A 14,653-nucleotide genomic window follows, 5' to 3' on the forward strand; every position below is an offset into this window, starting at 1 on the left:
AACCGAAATGAGTTCGGGCAAAGTGGTTGAAATCATCGGCGCCGTGGTGGACGTTCAGTTCAGCAGCGGTGACATGCCAAAGGTCTATGATGCACTCAAGATCGAAGAGGCCAACCTCACGCTGGAAGTCCAGCAGCAGCTGGGTGATGGTGTGGCGCGTACTATTGCGATGGGCTCTACCGATGGCCTGCGGCGTGGTGTGGTGGTCGAGAACACGGGTTCTCCCATCACCGTACCGGTAGGTCAGGGTACCCTGGGGCGTATCATGGATGTGTTGGGTGAACCGGTCGACGATGCGGGCGAGGTCGAGGTTGAGACACGCATGCCGATCCACCGCAATCCCCCGCCATTTGAAGATCAGGCAGCCACCACAGAGGTTCTCGAGACCGGCATCAAGGTTATCGACCTGATCATGCCTATCGTCAAGGGTGGTAAGGTCGGGTTGTTTGGCGGTGCTGGCGTAGGCAAGACCGTAACCCTGATGGAGCTGATCCGTAACATCGCGGTAGAGCACTCCGGTTTCTCTGTTTTCGCCGGTGTGGGTGAACGTACCCGTGAAGGTAACGACTTCTACCATGAGATGGCCGAAGGTGGCGTACTTGACAAGGTTGCCCTGGTTTACGGTCAGATGAACGAACCGCCGGGCAACCGCCTGCGTGTTGCCCTGACCGGTCTGACAATCGCGGAGAACTTCCGTGACGAAGGCCGTGACGTGTTGTTGTTTGTCGACAATATCTACCGTTATACCCTGGCAGGTACCGAGGTATCCGCGCTGCTGGGCCGGATGCCTTCTGCGGTGGGTTACCAGCCGACCCTGGCGGAAGAGATGGGTACGCTGCAGGAGCGCATCACCTCTACGAAGACCGGTTCCATCACCTCATTCCAGGCAGTCTATGTCCCTGCGGATGACTTGACCGATCCCTCTCCGGCAACCACCTTCGCGCATCTGGATGCGACCCTGGTGCTCTCCCGTCAGATCGCTGAACTGGGTATCTACCCTGCGGTGGATCCACTGGATTCCACCTCACGTATCCTTGATCCCAACGTTGTGGGTCAGGAGCATTACGATACCGCCCGCGCCGTTCAGGGTACCCTGCAGCGCTATAAGGAGCTGAAGGACATCATTGCAATTCTCGGTATGGATGAGCTCTCCGAGGAGGATAAAACGCTGGTACAGCGCGCGCGTAAGATTCAGCGATTCCTCTCCCAACCCTTCTTCGTGGCGGAAGTCTTCACCGGCAGTCCGGGCAAGTATGTCGGCCTGAAAGACACCATTGCCGGTTTCAAGGCGATTGTTGAAGGTGAGTATGACCATCTGCCTGAGCAGGCTTTCTACATGGTTGGCTCCATCGAGGAAGCCGCCGAGCGTGGCGGTGACGTCTGATCCCACTGTTAGGGAGTGCTAAGCTATGGCAATGACAATCCATGTCGATATTGTGAGCGCCGAAGGCGAGATCCATTCCGGTAGTGCGGAGATGGTCTATGCGCCGGCGGTAATGGGTGAGGTGGGAATTGCACCGCGTCATACTCCGCTGGTTACCCGGCTGAAGCCGGGAGAAGTTCGAGTCGACGCCGGTGGCGGTGAGATGCAGCACTTTTTTGTCTCTGGCGGCATTCTGGAAGTGCAACCCCATGTGATCACTATTCTGGCGGATACCGCCGCCCGTGCTGCAGATCTTGATGAAGTGGCAGCCCAGGCAGCCAAACGACGCGCTGAAGAGGCGATGGTGGATAAGTCTGCCGAATTTGAATATGCCAAGGCACAGTCCGAGTTGGCGGAAGCGGTTGCGCAGCTGCGCACCATCGAAAGTCTTCGTAAGAGGGGTCGCGGCTAGACCGTTCTGATTGCACCGTTCAACAGGGTCTCTCTGCTACGAGAGGCCCTTTTTTGGTTTTAAATCTATGTCTAAAGAAGTGATCAAAACAGGCAAATTTGTCTCCCTGACCTATTCCATTGTTGAGGGGGAAGGCAATGTCCTCGAACAGAGTGACCTGCCGGTCAACTATATTCACGGCGGTGAGACTGAGCTGATCGGTGGCATGGACGCTGCAGTTAAGGGCCGCTCTGCTGGAGATAATGTGTCGTTTACCCTCACCCCGGATCAAGGTTTCGGGGATCATGATCCAGATCTGACTTTTACCGATGACATTGAAAACGTGCCCCCTGAATTCCGTAAGCTGGGCGCTGAAGTTCAGATGCAGAATGAGCAAGGTGAACCCAAGAGTTTTTTCGTCACCAGGATTGAAAACGGCAAGCTGACGGTTGATGGTAACCATCCACTTGCCGGCAAGACACTCACGGTCAACATCAAGATTGTTGAAGTGCGTGACGCAACCAAAGAGGATGCTATGAGTGTTGGTGTTCCCGGCCAGACCCCAACCCTCAACTAAACACTTATTTCACTTTTGCTTCCCGCCAACAGGTGCGCTCCGCGCGCACTGCCGTTATACTCAGAAAAACGCATAAAAGGGATTGCCTGCACCACCCGCTGCCGGGCGATGAAGACCAGGAAGATGGACGCTTTTTTTGAGACCTTATTAATGATTTATTAGTGTTGGGCTTTGAATTCGCTCCCATTTGTGATGAATTTAAAGTCATGGCGTTTCCTGCCGACACCCTTTTTCAGGGCATCCTGAAACCGAATTGATTTGATGCGGTGAATGGTGCAACACAGAACAATTCTACTACCAGCAAGACAATCATGGAGCATGCATGAAACTCGGTGTTTTGATCCTCGCAGCCGGTCAGGGTACGCGGATGCGATCCCACCTTCCGAAGGTGCTACATCCATTAGCCGGCAAGCCGCTTCTATCCCATGTGGTTGAGACAGCACAGGCGTTTTCCCCCGACAGAATCACTGTCATCTATGGGCATGGTGGAGAGCAGGTCAAGACGGCGCTGGCTGATCAACACCTCGATTGGTGTGAGCAGAAAGAGCAGTTGGGTACGGGCCACGCCGTAATCGAGGCACTACCCCACCTCAAGTCAGACGATCGAGTATTAATCCTCTATGGGGATGTGCCTCTAATCAGCGGTGCGACCCTTGAGGCGTTGATGGCTAGATTGGGAAAGAGTGATCTCGCGTTGCTGACGGTCAAGCTTGAAAATCCCAGTGGTTACGGCCGGATCGTGCGTGATAGCGACCACCGCATCACCAGTATCGTTGAGCAGAAGGATGCCTCCGAGGCAGAGCTTGCGATCAACGAGATCAACACCGGCATCATGGCGGTAAGCCGCGCCAGGCTCGAGGATTGGCTTGCCCGTATTGACGATAACAATGCCCAGCAGGAGTACTACCTGACCGACATCATCGCCCTGGCGGTTGAGGATGGCGTAGAGGTCCAGTCGGTGTGCCCCACCAGTGAGGAGGAGGTGATGGGGATCAACGACCGTGCGCAGCTGGCCTTTCTGGAGCGTTACTATCAGCGGCAACGCGCCGCTGAATTGATGGCGGCCGGCGCCTCTCTGGCGGACCCGGCTCGGGTGGATATTCGTGGCGAGCTGGTTGTCGGTCAGGATGTGTTTATCGACTGCAATGCCATATTTGAGGGCCGGGTCGAATTGGCGGACGGCGTGAAAATCGGCCCTAATGTGGTAATAAAAAATACCCGCATTGGCGCAGGTGTGGAGATCCTACCCAACTGCGTCATCGAAGATGCGGAGATAGGCGCAGGTTCCCGTATCGGTCCCTTCGCCCGGGTGCGCCCGGAGACGAAACTTGCCGAGCAGGTGAATGTCGGCAACTTTGTCGAGATCAAGAAATCGACCGTGGGCAGAGGTAGCAAGATCAACCATCTGAGTTATGTGGGTGACAGCCTGGTTGGCCACTCGGTGAACATTGGCGCGGGCACCATCACCTGCAACTACGATGGCGCCAACAAACACCAGACGATTATCGGGGATAACGCCTTCATCGGCTCCGATACCCAACTGGTTGCGCCTGTGGTGATTGGCGATGGCGCCACCGTCGGTGCCGGTTCAACCATCACCCGGGACGCCGCTCCCAATAGCCTGACCCTGAGCCGTGCGAAACAGATCACCGTGAGCAGCTGGCATCGTCCGGTCAAACAACCCAAAAAATAATAGGCAGGAGCGCAAGTTATGTGTGGCATTGTTGGCGGAATCGCGCAGCGGGACGTAGTGCCGATTATGATGGAAGGCCTCAGCCGGCTCGAATATCGGGGTTATGATTCGGCGGGTATCGCAGTGCTGGATCAGACGGAAAAAATACAGCGTATCCGCTCTGTCGGAAAAGTGGCAATGCTGCAGGAGATGGTGGATAGCGGCAATGTCAGCGGCAATCTCGGGATTGCTCATACCCGTTGGGCCACCCACGGCATGCCTGCAGAGCGAAATGCCCATCCTCACATGAGTGGGGAGCAGGTGGCGATCGTCCACAACGGTATTATCGAAAATTATGCCCTACTGCGTAGAGAACTCGAAAACCAAGGTTACCGCTTCACCTCCGAAACCGACACGGAGGTTATCGCGCACCTGCTGGGCAGTATCCTGAAAGATGAACAGGATCTGCTAAAAGCCGTACAGAAATCGATTACCCGGCTGGTTGGCGCTTATGGCCTGGCTGTAGTCAACACGAATGACAAAGACAGGTTGGTTGTCGCCCGGGCCGGCAGTCCGTTGGTGATTGGTATCGGTGTTGGCGAACACTTTATCGCCTCAGATGTCTTTGCACTGTTGCCGGTAACCCAGCGCTTCATCTTTCTCGAAGAGGGGGATGTTGCAGAGATCACCCGTGAAAGCGTACGTATCTTCGATAACAAAGGGAACCCGGTGGAACGGCCGGAGCGCACTTCCGAGCTCTCCGCCTCCACAGCAGAAAAGGGTCCCTATCGTCACTACATGCTCAAGGAGATCTTCGAGCAGCCGTCGGTGATTGCAGAGACCCTGGAGGGCCGCATCCACAAGGGTCGCTTGCTCGAGGACAGTTTTGGCCACAAAGCGAAGGCGCTGCTCGATAAGACGAAAAATGTCCACATCATTGCTTGTGGTACCTCATACCATGCTGGAATGGTGGCGCGTTACTGGCTCGAAGAGGCCGGTGTCCCTTGCAGCGTGGAGGTGGCCAGCGAGTTCCGCTACCGCAAGGTCGTGGTGCCGGACGATACCCTCTTCATCACCATCTCGCAGTCGGGTGAGACGGCGGACAGTCTGGCCGCGTTGCGCGGTTCCAGAGAGATGGGTTACATCGGCAGCCTCACTGTCTGCAATGTGCCGGAAAGCTCCCTGGTGCGGGAATCCAATGCCGTGCTGATGACCCGCGCCGGTCCTGAGATCGGTGTCGCCTCCACCAAGGCGTTCACCACCCAGCTGGTGGCTTTGCGCCTGCTGACTCTGGCGCTGGCACGCCGTTTTGGCATGACCCCCGAGCAGGAAGAGGTCTACGTCAACGAGTTGCACGCGCTGCCCCGCCAAGTGGAAGTGGTGCTGGAACTCAGTGATGCGATAAAGGAGATGGCGAATGCCTTTTCGGAAAAGAACCATGCCCTCTTCCTGGGCCGGGGCACCTTCTATCCCATCGCCATGGAAGGTGCGCTGAAACTCAAGGAGATCTCCTATATCCATGCGGAGGCCTACCCTGCTGGTGAACTGAAACATGGTCCGCTGGCCCTGGTTGATGCGGAAATGCCGGTGGTCTGCGCCCTGCCCAATGACCCGTTGCTGGAAAAGGTCATCTCTAATCTGCAGGAGGTTCGGGCGCGGGGCGGTGAACTCTTCCTGTTCAGTGATCACGACGTTCAGATCGATCTTGACCGCTTTCAGAATTTGACCCTGGCGGACATCTACCCTTCGACTGCGCCCATCGTCTACACTATTCCGCTGCAACTGCTCTCCTATCATGTAGCGGTACTAAAGGGTACCGATGTGGATCAGCCGCGAAATTTGGCAAAGTCGGTGACGGTGGAGTAGGCTTGAAGAGGGGAATGTTGCGAATGGGGTGTTGTGACTTCATTGATAATTCGACCCCGGCCCCTCTAGAATAACCTGGACGAATAAGGACATTGGGCTATGACATGGAAAATTGTAAGCTTGCCGATCCGAATAATTGGGGATTACCACGGTTGTTAGAATGAACTGCAGGACTTTGCCTATGGACAGTTTGTAATATCGGACTGATTTGCTAAATATACTTGGTAGTTTTTCTGATGAGGACAAGTGGAAGCCTATAGTTTGTCTTACTTCGGCTTTTCTAATATACCAATTAGTTCGTCAATATCCCCGATGATCGTAGATTCGAATACCTCGCCGAGCACATCCATTTCCGGCATCATGTCAGAAAGATCCACAAGAAACTGTTTCGTAGGATCTCTTGTGTCATCTATATATGCATCTAGCAGCTTCTTTGTTGAATTCACTTGAAACCGCCCTAAAACGAAGTAACAATCTGAGACTGTTCGATCAAGGTCACCGATCAGCGAGTATAATTTTTTATCGATATCTTCAAAATCAGTTAGACGACTTACATCTGTTAAGTCGTGGATTTGATGGACCCAAGAATACACGTATTCTTGAACCCTTATTATAGATTGCTGATTCCCATGTATTTCTTTCACTTCACTCAATGACATAAAATCAGATCCCTTCGATCTTATTTCCCGTAATCGTTTTATGCATCCCCTTGCTTTTGATAGTTCATCTTTTAGCTCACGCTTCTTTCTAAGAATCCACCGATTCTTTATCCGGTTTTCCCGTATTGTAGACACGAAATAAATGAACGCTGCGGTTATGATCGCCCCAGCCAATTCTGGTGGAATATTTTCAACTACCCACTGATTTACCGAGTTTAATGCATACAGGGATTCTTCTTTTTCCATTGGTTCCTGCCCTAACGTTGTAATAATAAGGGACGTACCACGGTTGTTAGTATGAGCTTCCGCTGGCTGTTCCTTCCAGTTTAGACCAAACCTGAGGGTCTGCTTCTGGCCTTAAGCGCTCATTTGGAACGGGTGGAAATCCCCTCCGGCGGTGAAAGCTGGCTGCTTGCCCCTTACTCAATCGTCCGCGGTCAGTGAATGCTCTACCGTCTTTAAGCATTCTCTTCGTTTGGCATTGGGCGGTGAAGTGGGGGATACTTCACAGTTGCCACTCACCGCCGTGCTGCAGGGCCGGCGTAACGACCCTATCAACCTGGAGTCTGCAAGATGTTTCGTAAAGAGCTGAAGGTCCTGGATTGCACAATCCGGGACGGGGGCCTGATCAACAATTACCAGTTCTCGCTGGATTTCGTGAAGGCGGTATGGCGGGCGACCTGCGATGCAGGCGTCGATATTGTGGAGTTGGGCAAGAAGCTGACCGAGAGCGACGAGTACACCCGGGACAAATACGGCGCCTGGAACTTCTGCGACGATGACGACCTGCGGCGTGTTATCGACTCCCACGAGTGCGAAAACCCACCCCTGGTGGCGGTTATGTACGACGTGGGCCGGGTGGATATCCACAAACTGCAGCCGAGGGACCAAAGCCCCATCGATATGGTCCGCATCGCCTGCTATGTGCACCAGATAGATGCAGGCCTGGAGTTGGTGAAACGCTGCAAAGACTTGGGGTATCTCACCACCGTGAACATCATGGCCGCCTCTGCCGCCATCGAAACCGAGCTGGTGGAGGGGTTACAGGAGGTCGATCAGACCACTGAGCTGGACTACCTCTACCTGGTGGATAGCTTTGGCGCCTTCTATTCTGAGCAGGTGACCTATTATCTCAAGCTGTACCAGAAATACGCGCCGAGCAAGGAGCTGGGTTTTCATGCCCACAACAACCAGCAACTGGCCTTTTCCAATACCCAGCAGGCGATCATCGATGGGGTCAACCTGCTTGACGCCACCATCAACGGCATCGGCCGTGGTGCCGGCAACTGTAACCTCGAGTTACTGTTGAACTTCCTTAAGAACCCGAAGTTCCACGTGCGTCCCATCTACAAGGTGATTCAGGAGGATTTCGTCCCCCTGCGGGAACAGATCGAATGGGGCTTCAACGACATCTACGGCATCAGCGGCCACCTCAACCAGCACCCACGCGATGGCATGAAGGTGCGCGGCAATCCGGCATTGAAGGACAAGTGCTACGATTTCTACCTTGAGTCCCTGCGCCTGGAGGGTGGGGATTGAGAAAAACCAAGCGGGCGCCGTTCATGGCGCCCGCTGCATTATCATCAATGACTTCCCCAAAGTGACTCCACCCGCTGATCCCGCCGGCAGGCATAGCGGTAGTACTGATAGCGCACAGGGTTCTTGAGGTAGTAATCCTGGTGGTACTCCTCGGCGGGATAGAAGGTCGCAACAGGTTTCAATTCGACTTTGATCTGTTCTGCAAAAGGTTTGTTCTGTCTGATCCTGGAGAGTGACTGATATGCCGCTGCCTTTTGTTTTGACCCCCGGTAAAAAATAACCGGCCGGTACTGTTCGCCGCGATCGCAGAACTGGCCATCGTCGCGGGTGGGGTCGATATGGCGCCAGTAGTAGTCGAGGATTTCTTCGTAGCTCACCCGCTTAGGGTCATAGATCACCTCAACCGCCTCGATATGACCGGAGTCGCCCATTGAGACTTCTTCGTAGGACGGCATATCCAGATGCCCATCTGTGTAGCCGGAGATTGCATCCACCACGCCGTCCAGTTTTTCGTAGTCGGACTCGACACACCAAAAACAGCCGCCGGCGAGGATCGCCGTCTCATATTGGGTGCTCTGGGCTTGAAGCGGCGGGGATAAAAGTACCGTGAGCATTGCGATGCTGGGTATGTGTTTGTTCATGGTTTCCTGTCTCTGCGCTGAATGAGGCGGGATCGGAGTCAAGTTTGACTGGGATTCCTCTACGTTAGAACGAAGAATAGTGGGTATGTTCAGAGAAACCATCACGATTTGATAACAATGGTCTAACAAGTCGAAAAACAGAGGGTTTTTGTAAGAATAAACCCCACGGCTAGGTATCTGCTCACTGAATGGCAGCATAACGCGCCGCCCCCAGCAGGGCAGCCCGGTCGTTGAGGATTACCTTTACCGGTATCGCTTCCATCAGATGGCGCATGCGGCCTTTGTCGAAAAAGGCTTTGAGGAAGATAGGTTGCTTGAGACGTTGCAGAATCCTCGGCGCGATGCCCCCGCCAAGGTAGACGCCGCTGGACGCCATTATCTTTAGGGCGTGATTGCCCGCCTCGCGTCCGTAGAGGTGGATGAAAAGATTCAGTGCCTCGTCACAGATCGGATCTTTTCTCGCCATGGCAGCGTTGGAGATGGCCGGGGCGCCGCCGAGTTTGTGCACCTCCTGTTTCAGCCAGCCGGGGGTGGGGGTGCGGCGGTAGGTGCGCAGAAAGCTGTGGATGGCCTCCAGCCCTGGGCCAGAGACCAAACGCTCCCAGCTGACATGACCATACTTCTCCGCCAGGGTTTGGTAGAGAGCGAACTCCAGTTCGTTGCTGGGGCTGAAATCGGTGTGGCCGCCCTCTGATGAGAAGGGCCGATGGACGCTGCCGTCCCAGTAGAGTCCGGCCTCTCCCAGTCCGGTACCGGCGGAGACGATGGAAGCGTTCCCCGGCTGGTCGGCCCTGCCGGGATTGAGCAGGTGGAAGTCTTTGGGGGAGAGCGCGCTTATGCCCCAGGCGTTGGCCTCCAGGTCATTGATCAGCCAAGTGTCGTCGAAGCCGAAATGGTCGGTGATGGCGCGGGCGGTGATCTTCCATGGGAGATTGGTGGTCTCACAGCTCTGGTTGACCACTGGACCGGCGATACCGAAACAGGCCCGTTGAATACGCCAGGAGAAGTGCTCGCTGAAATCGTCGAGGATCGCCTCCAGCGAGTCGAAGTTCCGGCTGGGATAGGTGGATTCCAGCAGGGCCTCTCCCGGCCTGTTCTCTTCGATTCTGTATAACGCCAGACGTGTGTTGGTGCCGCCGATGTCGCCTGCCAAAACTTCCATTCAGATATGCCTTGTTCTAAGGATGTAAGACCATTCTAGCCTAGTCTCTATTCGGAAACCCATAACTCACCACGAAGAACACAAAGTGCACGAAGAAGGATTATTGCGAATCAATTTTTTGGCTTCGTGCCTTCGGGTTCTTCGTGGTGAAAAGGGGTTTCTTGGCGGATGCTGCGAAGGCAATAATTGATTAAGATAGGCGTATGGATGTCTCCCCTATTCTCGATCCACTGAATGAAGCACAGCGTGACGCGGTCAGCGCCTCGGTAGGCAATACTTTGGTGCTCGCTGGTGCCGGTAGCGGCAAGACCCGTGTCCTGGTGCATCGCATCGCCTGGCTGTTGACGGTGGAGGAGGCTACGCCCTGGTCGGTGCTGGCGGTGACATTTACCAACAAGGCGGCCAGGGAGATGCGTGGACGCATCGAGGCGCTGTTGGGTCAGCCCATCGGCGGCATGTGGGTCGGCACCTTTCATGGGCTGGCGCACCGCCTGCTGCGAGCCCACTGGAAGGAGGCGGGTCTGCCTCAGAGTTTCCAGATCCTCGACTCCGACGACCAGTTCCGCATGATCAAGCGGATCCTGAAGAGTCTCGACCTGGATGATGCCAAGTGGCCGCCCCGGCAGGTTCAGTGGTATATCAACGGCAAGAAGGATGAAGGGTTACGCGCCCAACATCTGGATGATGGCGGTGATCCCTACCAGCAGCAGATGATCCGCATCTATACCGAATACCAAGCTGCCTGTGAGCGTGGCGGGATGGTGGATTTCGCCGAGCTGCTACTGCGTGCCCATGAGTTGTGGCGCGACCGGGCCGATATCCTGCAACACTACCAGGCGCGCTTCCGTCATGTGCTGGTGGATGAGTTTCAGGACACCAACGCAATCCAGTACGCCTGGCTGAAGCTGTTGACCAAGGGTCAGGACAACCTCTTCGTGGTGGGCGATGATGACCAATCGATCTACGGCTGGCGAGGCGCGCAGGTGGAGAATATCCGCAATTTTGAGCAAAACTGCTCCAATAGCCGTATGTTCAAATTGGAGCAGAACTACCGCTCTACCGGCAATATCCTCAACGCGGCCAATGCACTGATCGGCAACAACCCCTCGCGTCTGGGCAAGCAGCTCTGGACGGCTGACGGCGAAGGCGAGCTGATCAATCTCTACTCTGCCTTCAACGAGGTGGATGAGGCGCGGTTTGTCATCGAACGTATCCGCCAGTTCATCTCCGACGGCAACAGCCGCAGTGAATCGGCGATCCTCTACCGTACCACCGCCCAGTCGCGGCTCTTTGAAGAGGCACTGATCCAGTCGGCGATCCCCTACCGGGTCTATGGCGGGCTGCGTTTCTTCGAGCGCGCTGAGATCCGGGACGCCATGGCCTATCTGCGTCTGCTCAATAACCCGGATGACGATGCCGCCTTCGAACGTGCGGTGAATATGCCGCCACGGGGGATCGGACCCAAGACCGTCGATGCGGTGCGGGCGCATGCCAGGGATTTCAACGTCTCTCTCTGGGTGGCGACCGCTGAACTGCTCAAAGGCGGCGCCATGCCCCGCCGGGCGGCCAACTCACTGCAGGGATTTCTCGATCTGGTCGAGGCGCTGCGGATCGATACTGCGGCCCTGGATCTGCCGGAGAAGGTCGAGCAGGTGCTGGCTGCCAGCCGTCTGCCGGAACACTTCGAGAAGAGCCGGGACGGCAAGGGGCAGGATCGCAAGGAGAATCTGGAGGAGCTGGTCAATGCCACCCGCCAGTTCGGTTACGAGGCCCACGCAGACGAGGAGATGGACGAGCTATCCGCCTTTCTCTCCCACGCCGCGTTGGAGGCGGGGGAGGCCCAGGGCGATCCCTTCGAGGACTGCGTGCAGCTGATGACCCTGCACTCCGCCAAAGGGCTGGAGTTCCCTCTGGTCTTCCTGGTGGGTGTCGAAGAGGGGCTCTTTCCCCACAGTATGTCGGCAGATGACCCGGAGCGCCTGGAGGAGGAGCGGCGACTCTGTTATGTGGGGGTGACCCGCGCCATGCAGACGCTCTATCTGTGCCATGCCGAAAGTCGCCGTCTGCACGGGCAGGAGAACTATCCCCGCCCCTCCCGTTTCCTGCGGGAGATCCCCTCGTCACTGATGCGGGAGATCCGCTCCGGGCCTCAGGTCACCCAGCCCCTCTACAGCAACCCGGCTCACGCTTACACCGATGAGTCGGTGGGTTTCAGTCTGGGTCAGCGGGTCATTCACCCCAAGTTTGGTGAAGGAGTCGTCCTGAATGCCGAGGGCCAGGGGCGCAGCGCCAGGGTGCAGGTCAATTTTGAAACCGAGGGCAGCAAGTGGCTGGTGGTCGCCTATGCGAACCTTTCGCCTTGTTGAAACTGAGTGAAACAGCCCGCCGAATGGGCAGAACCTGGAGAAGTTGATGAAACGCCGTGAATTTATAAAAAAAGTGGGTGCCGGCTCTTTGGTTGCAGGCGCGGCCCTTGCCGTTTCGCCGGTGGTGCAGGCAAAGGTGCAATTCAAATGGAAGATGGTTACCACTTGGCCGAAGAACTTCCCCGGCCTCGGTACTGGGGCGAACAATCTGGCCCAATTGATCACCGAGATGAGCGGTGGGCGTATCAAGGTTAAGGTCTATGGCGCAAAAGAGCTGGTGCCGGCGTTCGAAGTATTCGACGCAGTCTCCCGCGGCACCGCCGAGATGGGCCATGGCGCGGCCTACTATTGGAAGGGTAAGAGCGAGGCGGCGCAGTTCTTCTCCACGGTGCCCTTCGGCATGACGGCACAGGAGATGAATGGCTGGTTGTACTATGGTGGCGGTCTCAAACTGTGGCGCGAACTCTACAAAAAGTTTGGCATGATCCCCGCCCCGGCCGGTAACACCGGTGTGCAGATGGGTGGCTGGTTCAACAAGGAGATCAACAGCGTGAATGATCTCAAGGGGTTGAAGATGCGCATCCCCGGCCTGGGCGGCGAAGTGTTGAAGCGGGCGGGTGGCACACCGGTCAATCTGCCCGGTGGTGAGCTGTTTACCTCACTCCAATCCGGCGCCATTGATGCCACCGAGTGGGTGAATCCTTACAACGACCTCGCCTTCGGTCTCTACAAGGCGGCCAAGTACTACTACTATCCGGGCTTCCACGAGCCCGGCACCACGCTGGAGGCGGTCATCAACCAGAAGGCCTTCGATGTGCTGCCCAAAGACCTGCAGTCCATCGTGCTCAACGCCTGCAAGGTGGTGAATCAGGATATGCTGGCGGAGTACACCGCGCGTAATCCAGCAGCACTCAAGACCCTGGTGGAGAAACATAAGGTCGATATCCGCAGCTATCCGAAGGATGTCATAGCGACCCTGCGTAAATACTCGGAAGAGGTGGTGCTGGAGCTGGCCGGCAAGGATGAATTCACCAAGCGGGTCTATGACTCCTACAGCGCTTTTCTGCAGGGAGCCCGTGAGTGGGGCGCGCTCTCCGATATGGCCTATCTCGACGCCCGCGACCGGGGCTGATCGGCAGCGCCAGATCCCAGGAATCAGAACGTAGGGTGCAACCCGCGCACCCTGCGTTATGGACACTCAGCATCAGATGATCCCCCCTCCCCTCTCCCTCTATGTGCATATCCCCTGGTGTGTGCGAAAGTGCCCCTACTGCGATTTCAACTCCCATGCGGCGGATGGAGGCCTGGATGAAGCCGCCTATGTGGAGGCGCTGCTGGCGGATCTGAGTGTCGATACAGCCAATCTTAAAGATCACCCGCTGCAGAGTATCTTCATCGGTGGAGGTACGCCCAGTCTCTTCTCCCCAGCGGCGATTCAGCGGTTACTGGTTGGCATACGGGAGCGAATCGATTGCCCTGAAGGCATGGAGGTCACCCTGGAGGCCAACCCCGGAACTCTGGAGGCTGAATATTACACCGGCTTTCGCGCGGCTGGCGTTAATCGTCTCTCCATTGGTGTACAGAGTTTTGACGCTGAAAGTCTGCGGATCCTGGAGCGGATACATGGCCTGGACGAAGCGATCAATGCGGTTGAGTCCGCAAAGACGGCCGGGTTCAAGCGCATTAATCTGGATCTGATGTTCGGCCTGCCGGGGCAGTCACTGGAGGCAGCCAGGCGGGACGTGGAGTTGGCGCTACAGCTCGATCCCGGTCACATCTCCTACTATCAATTGACCCTTGAGCCCAACACCCGTTTCCATCATGCGCCCCCACAACTGCCGGATGACGACCTGATATGGGAGATACAGCAGCGGGGACAGGCGCAGCTGGCGGCTGGGGGATATGATCAGTATGAGATCTCCGCCTATGCCCGGCAGGGTGAAACGTGCCGCCACAACCTCAACTACTGGTCGTTCGGTGACTACCTGGGAATAGGCGCCGGCGCCCACGCCAAGATGACAGATAAGGCTGGCGGAATCAGACGCTCTTGGAAGATGCGGAGTCCTGGCGATTATCTGCAGGGACGTGCCGGTGGCTTGTTTACTCAGGGAGAGAAAACATTGGCGCCGGAAGAGCGGGTGCTGGAGTTTATGATGAATGGGATGCGCCTGTGTGAAGGCATCGAGATTGCGATGTTTGAAGCCCGTACAGGCTTGGATTTGTCGCGCATGAACCACGCGCTCGAAACGGCAGAATCACGGGGTCTGCTGGAGAGAGGTGAAGGACGCATCAGGCCGACTGAACTGGGTCAGCGCTTCCTCAATGATCTGTTGCAGCTTTTCACCTGAAAGCAAAAG

12 protein-coding genes are annotated in these 14,653 nt (G+C 56.1%); 9 read left to right on the forward strand and 3 right to left on the reverse strand.

Annotated features, from left to right (window positions below; translation table 11 throughout):
• Positions 1–7: 7 nt before the first annotated feature.
• The 5 genes from atpD to glmS all read left to right on the forward strand — a co-directional run bounded on the left by atpD (position 8) and on the right by glmS (position 5,929).
• Positions 8–1,384, forward strand: coding sequence for a F0F1 ATP synthase subunit beta (atpD, locus tag G9Q73_RS10120; protein ID WP_177419678.1), 1,377 nt, complete (start codon positions 8–10; stop codon positions 1,382–1,384).
• A 25-nt stretch (positions 1,385–1,409) separates the two neighbouring features.
• Complete coding sequence (locus G9Q73_RS10125) at positions 1,410–1,835, forward strand: F0F1 ATP synthase subunit epsilon (RefSeq protein WP_177419679.1); 426 nt, start codon at positions 1,410–1,412, stop codon at positions 1,833–1,835.
• Positions 1,836–1,902: 67 nt separating this feature from the next.
• Positions 1,903–2,391 carry an FKBP-type peptidyl-prolyl cis-trans isomerase gene (locus tag G9Q73_RS10130; protein WP_177419680.1) on the forward strand — a complete coding sequence of 163 codons (489 nt, stop codon included), beginning with the start codon at positions 1,903–1,905 and terminating at the stop codon, positions 2,389–2,391.
• A 322-nt stretch (positions 2,392–2,713) separates the two neighbouring features.
• On the forward strand, positions 2,714–4,084 hold the full coding sequence (gene glmU / locus G9Q73_RS10135) for a bifunctional UDP-N-acetylglucosamine diphosphorylase/glucosamine-1-phosphate N-acetyltransferase GlmU (RefSeq protein WP_177419681.1): 1,371 nt from the start codon (positions 2,714–2,716) through the stop codon (positions 4,082–4,084).
• Positions 4,085–4,102: 18 nt separating this feature from the next.
• A complete protein-coding gene (gene glmS / locus G9Q73_RS10140) occupies positions 4,103–5,929 on the forward strand; it encodes a glutamine--fructose-6-phosphate transaminase (isomerizing) (protein ID WP_177419682.1) in 1,827 nt (608 codons plus the stop codon).
• Positions 5,930–6,195: 266 nt separating this feature from the next.
• Here the strand turns inward: glmS and G9Q73_RS10145 are convergent, their stop codons facing one another.
• Complete coding sequence (locus G9Q73_RS10145) at positions 6,196–6,834, reverse strand: hypothetical protein (protein ID WP_177419683.1); 639 nt, start codon at positions 6,832–6,834, stop codon at positions 6,196–6,198.
• 327 nt (positions 6,835–7,161) lie between these two features.
• Between G9Q73_RS10145 and G9Q73_RS10150 the strand changes: the two genes are divergently transcribed.
• The gene (locus G9Q73_RS10150; protein ID WP_177419684.1) at positions 7,162–8,127 is read left to right on the forward strand and encodes an aldolase catalytic domain-containing protein; all 966 of its coding nucleotides are present in this window, start codon (positions 7,162–7,164) and stop codon (positions 8,125–8,127) included.
• A gap of 44 nt (positions 8,128–8,171) precedes the next feature.
• Here the strand turns inward: G9Q73_RS10150 and msrA are convergent, their stop codons facing one another.
• Together msrA and glk are read right to left on the reverse strand one after the other, a co-directional pair.
• A complete protein-coding gene (msrA, locus tag G9Q73_RS10155) occupies positions 8,172–8,768 on the reverse strand; it encodes a peptide-methionine (S)-S-oxide reductase MsrA (RefSeq protein ID WP_246345173.1) in 597 nt (198 codons plus the stop codon).
• A gap of 181 nt (positions 8,769–8,949) precedes the next feature.
• Entirely contained in the window at positions 8,950–9,930 is a 981-nt protein-coding gene (gene glk, locus G9Q73_RS10160; RefSeq protein WP_177419685.1) for a glucokinase, read from the reverse strand.
• Positions 9,931–10,133: 203 nt separating this feature from the next.
• On the opposite strand from glk, the gene uvrD reads away from it, so the two are divergent.
• From uvrD to hemW, 3 genes are all read left to right on the forward strand, one after another.
• Complete coding sequence (gene uvrD / locus G9Q73_RS10165; RefSeq protein WP_177419686.1) at positions 10,134–12,296, forward strand: DNA helicase II; 2,163 nt, start codon at positions 10,134–10,136, stop codon at positions 12,294–12,296.
• Positions 12,297–12,342: 46 nt separating this feature from the next.
• Positions 12,343–13,428, forward strand: a complete 1,086-nt coding sequence (locus G9Q73_RS10170; protein ID WP_177419687.1) for a TRAP transporter substrate-binding protein — start codon at positions 12,343–12,345, stop codon at positions 13,426–13,428.
• Between the two features lie 76 nt (positions 13,429–13,504).
• Entirely contained in the window at positions 13,505–14,644 is a 1,140-nt protein-coding gene (hemW, locus tag G9Q73_RS10175; RefSeq protein ID WP_177419688.1) for a radical SAM family heme chaperone HemW, read from the forward strand.
• Positions 14,645–14,653 lie beyond the last annotated feature (9 nt).

It is taken from the genome of endosymbiont of Lamellibrachia barhami, assembly GCF_011947365.2.
Classification (GTDB): Bacteria; Pseudomonadota; Gammaproteobacteria; order Chromatiales; family Chromatiaceae; genus QGON01.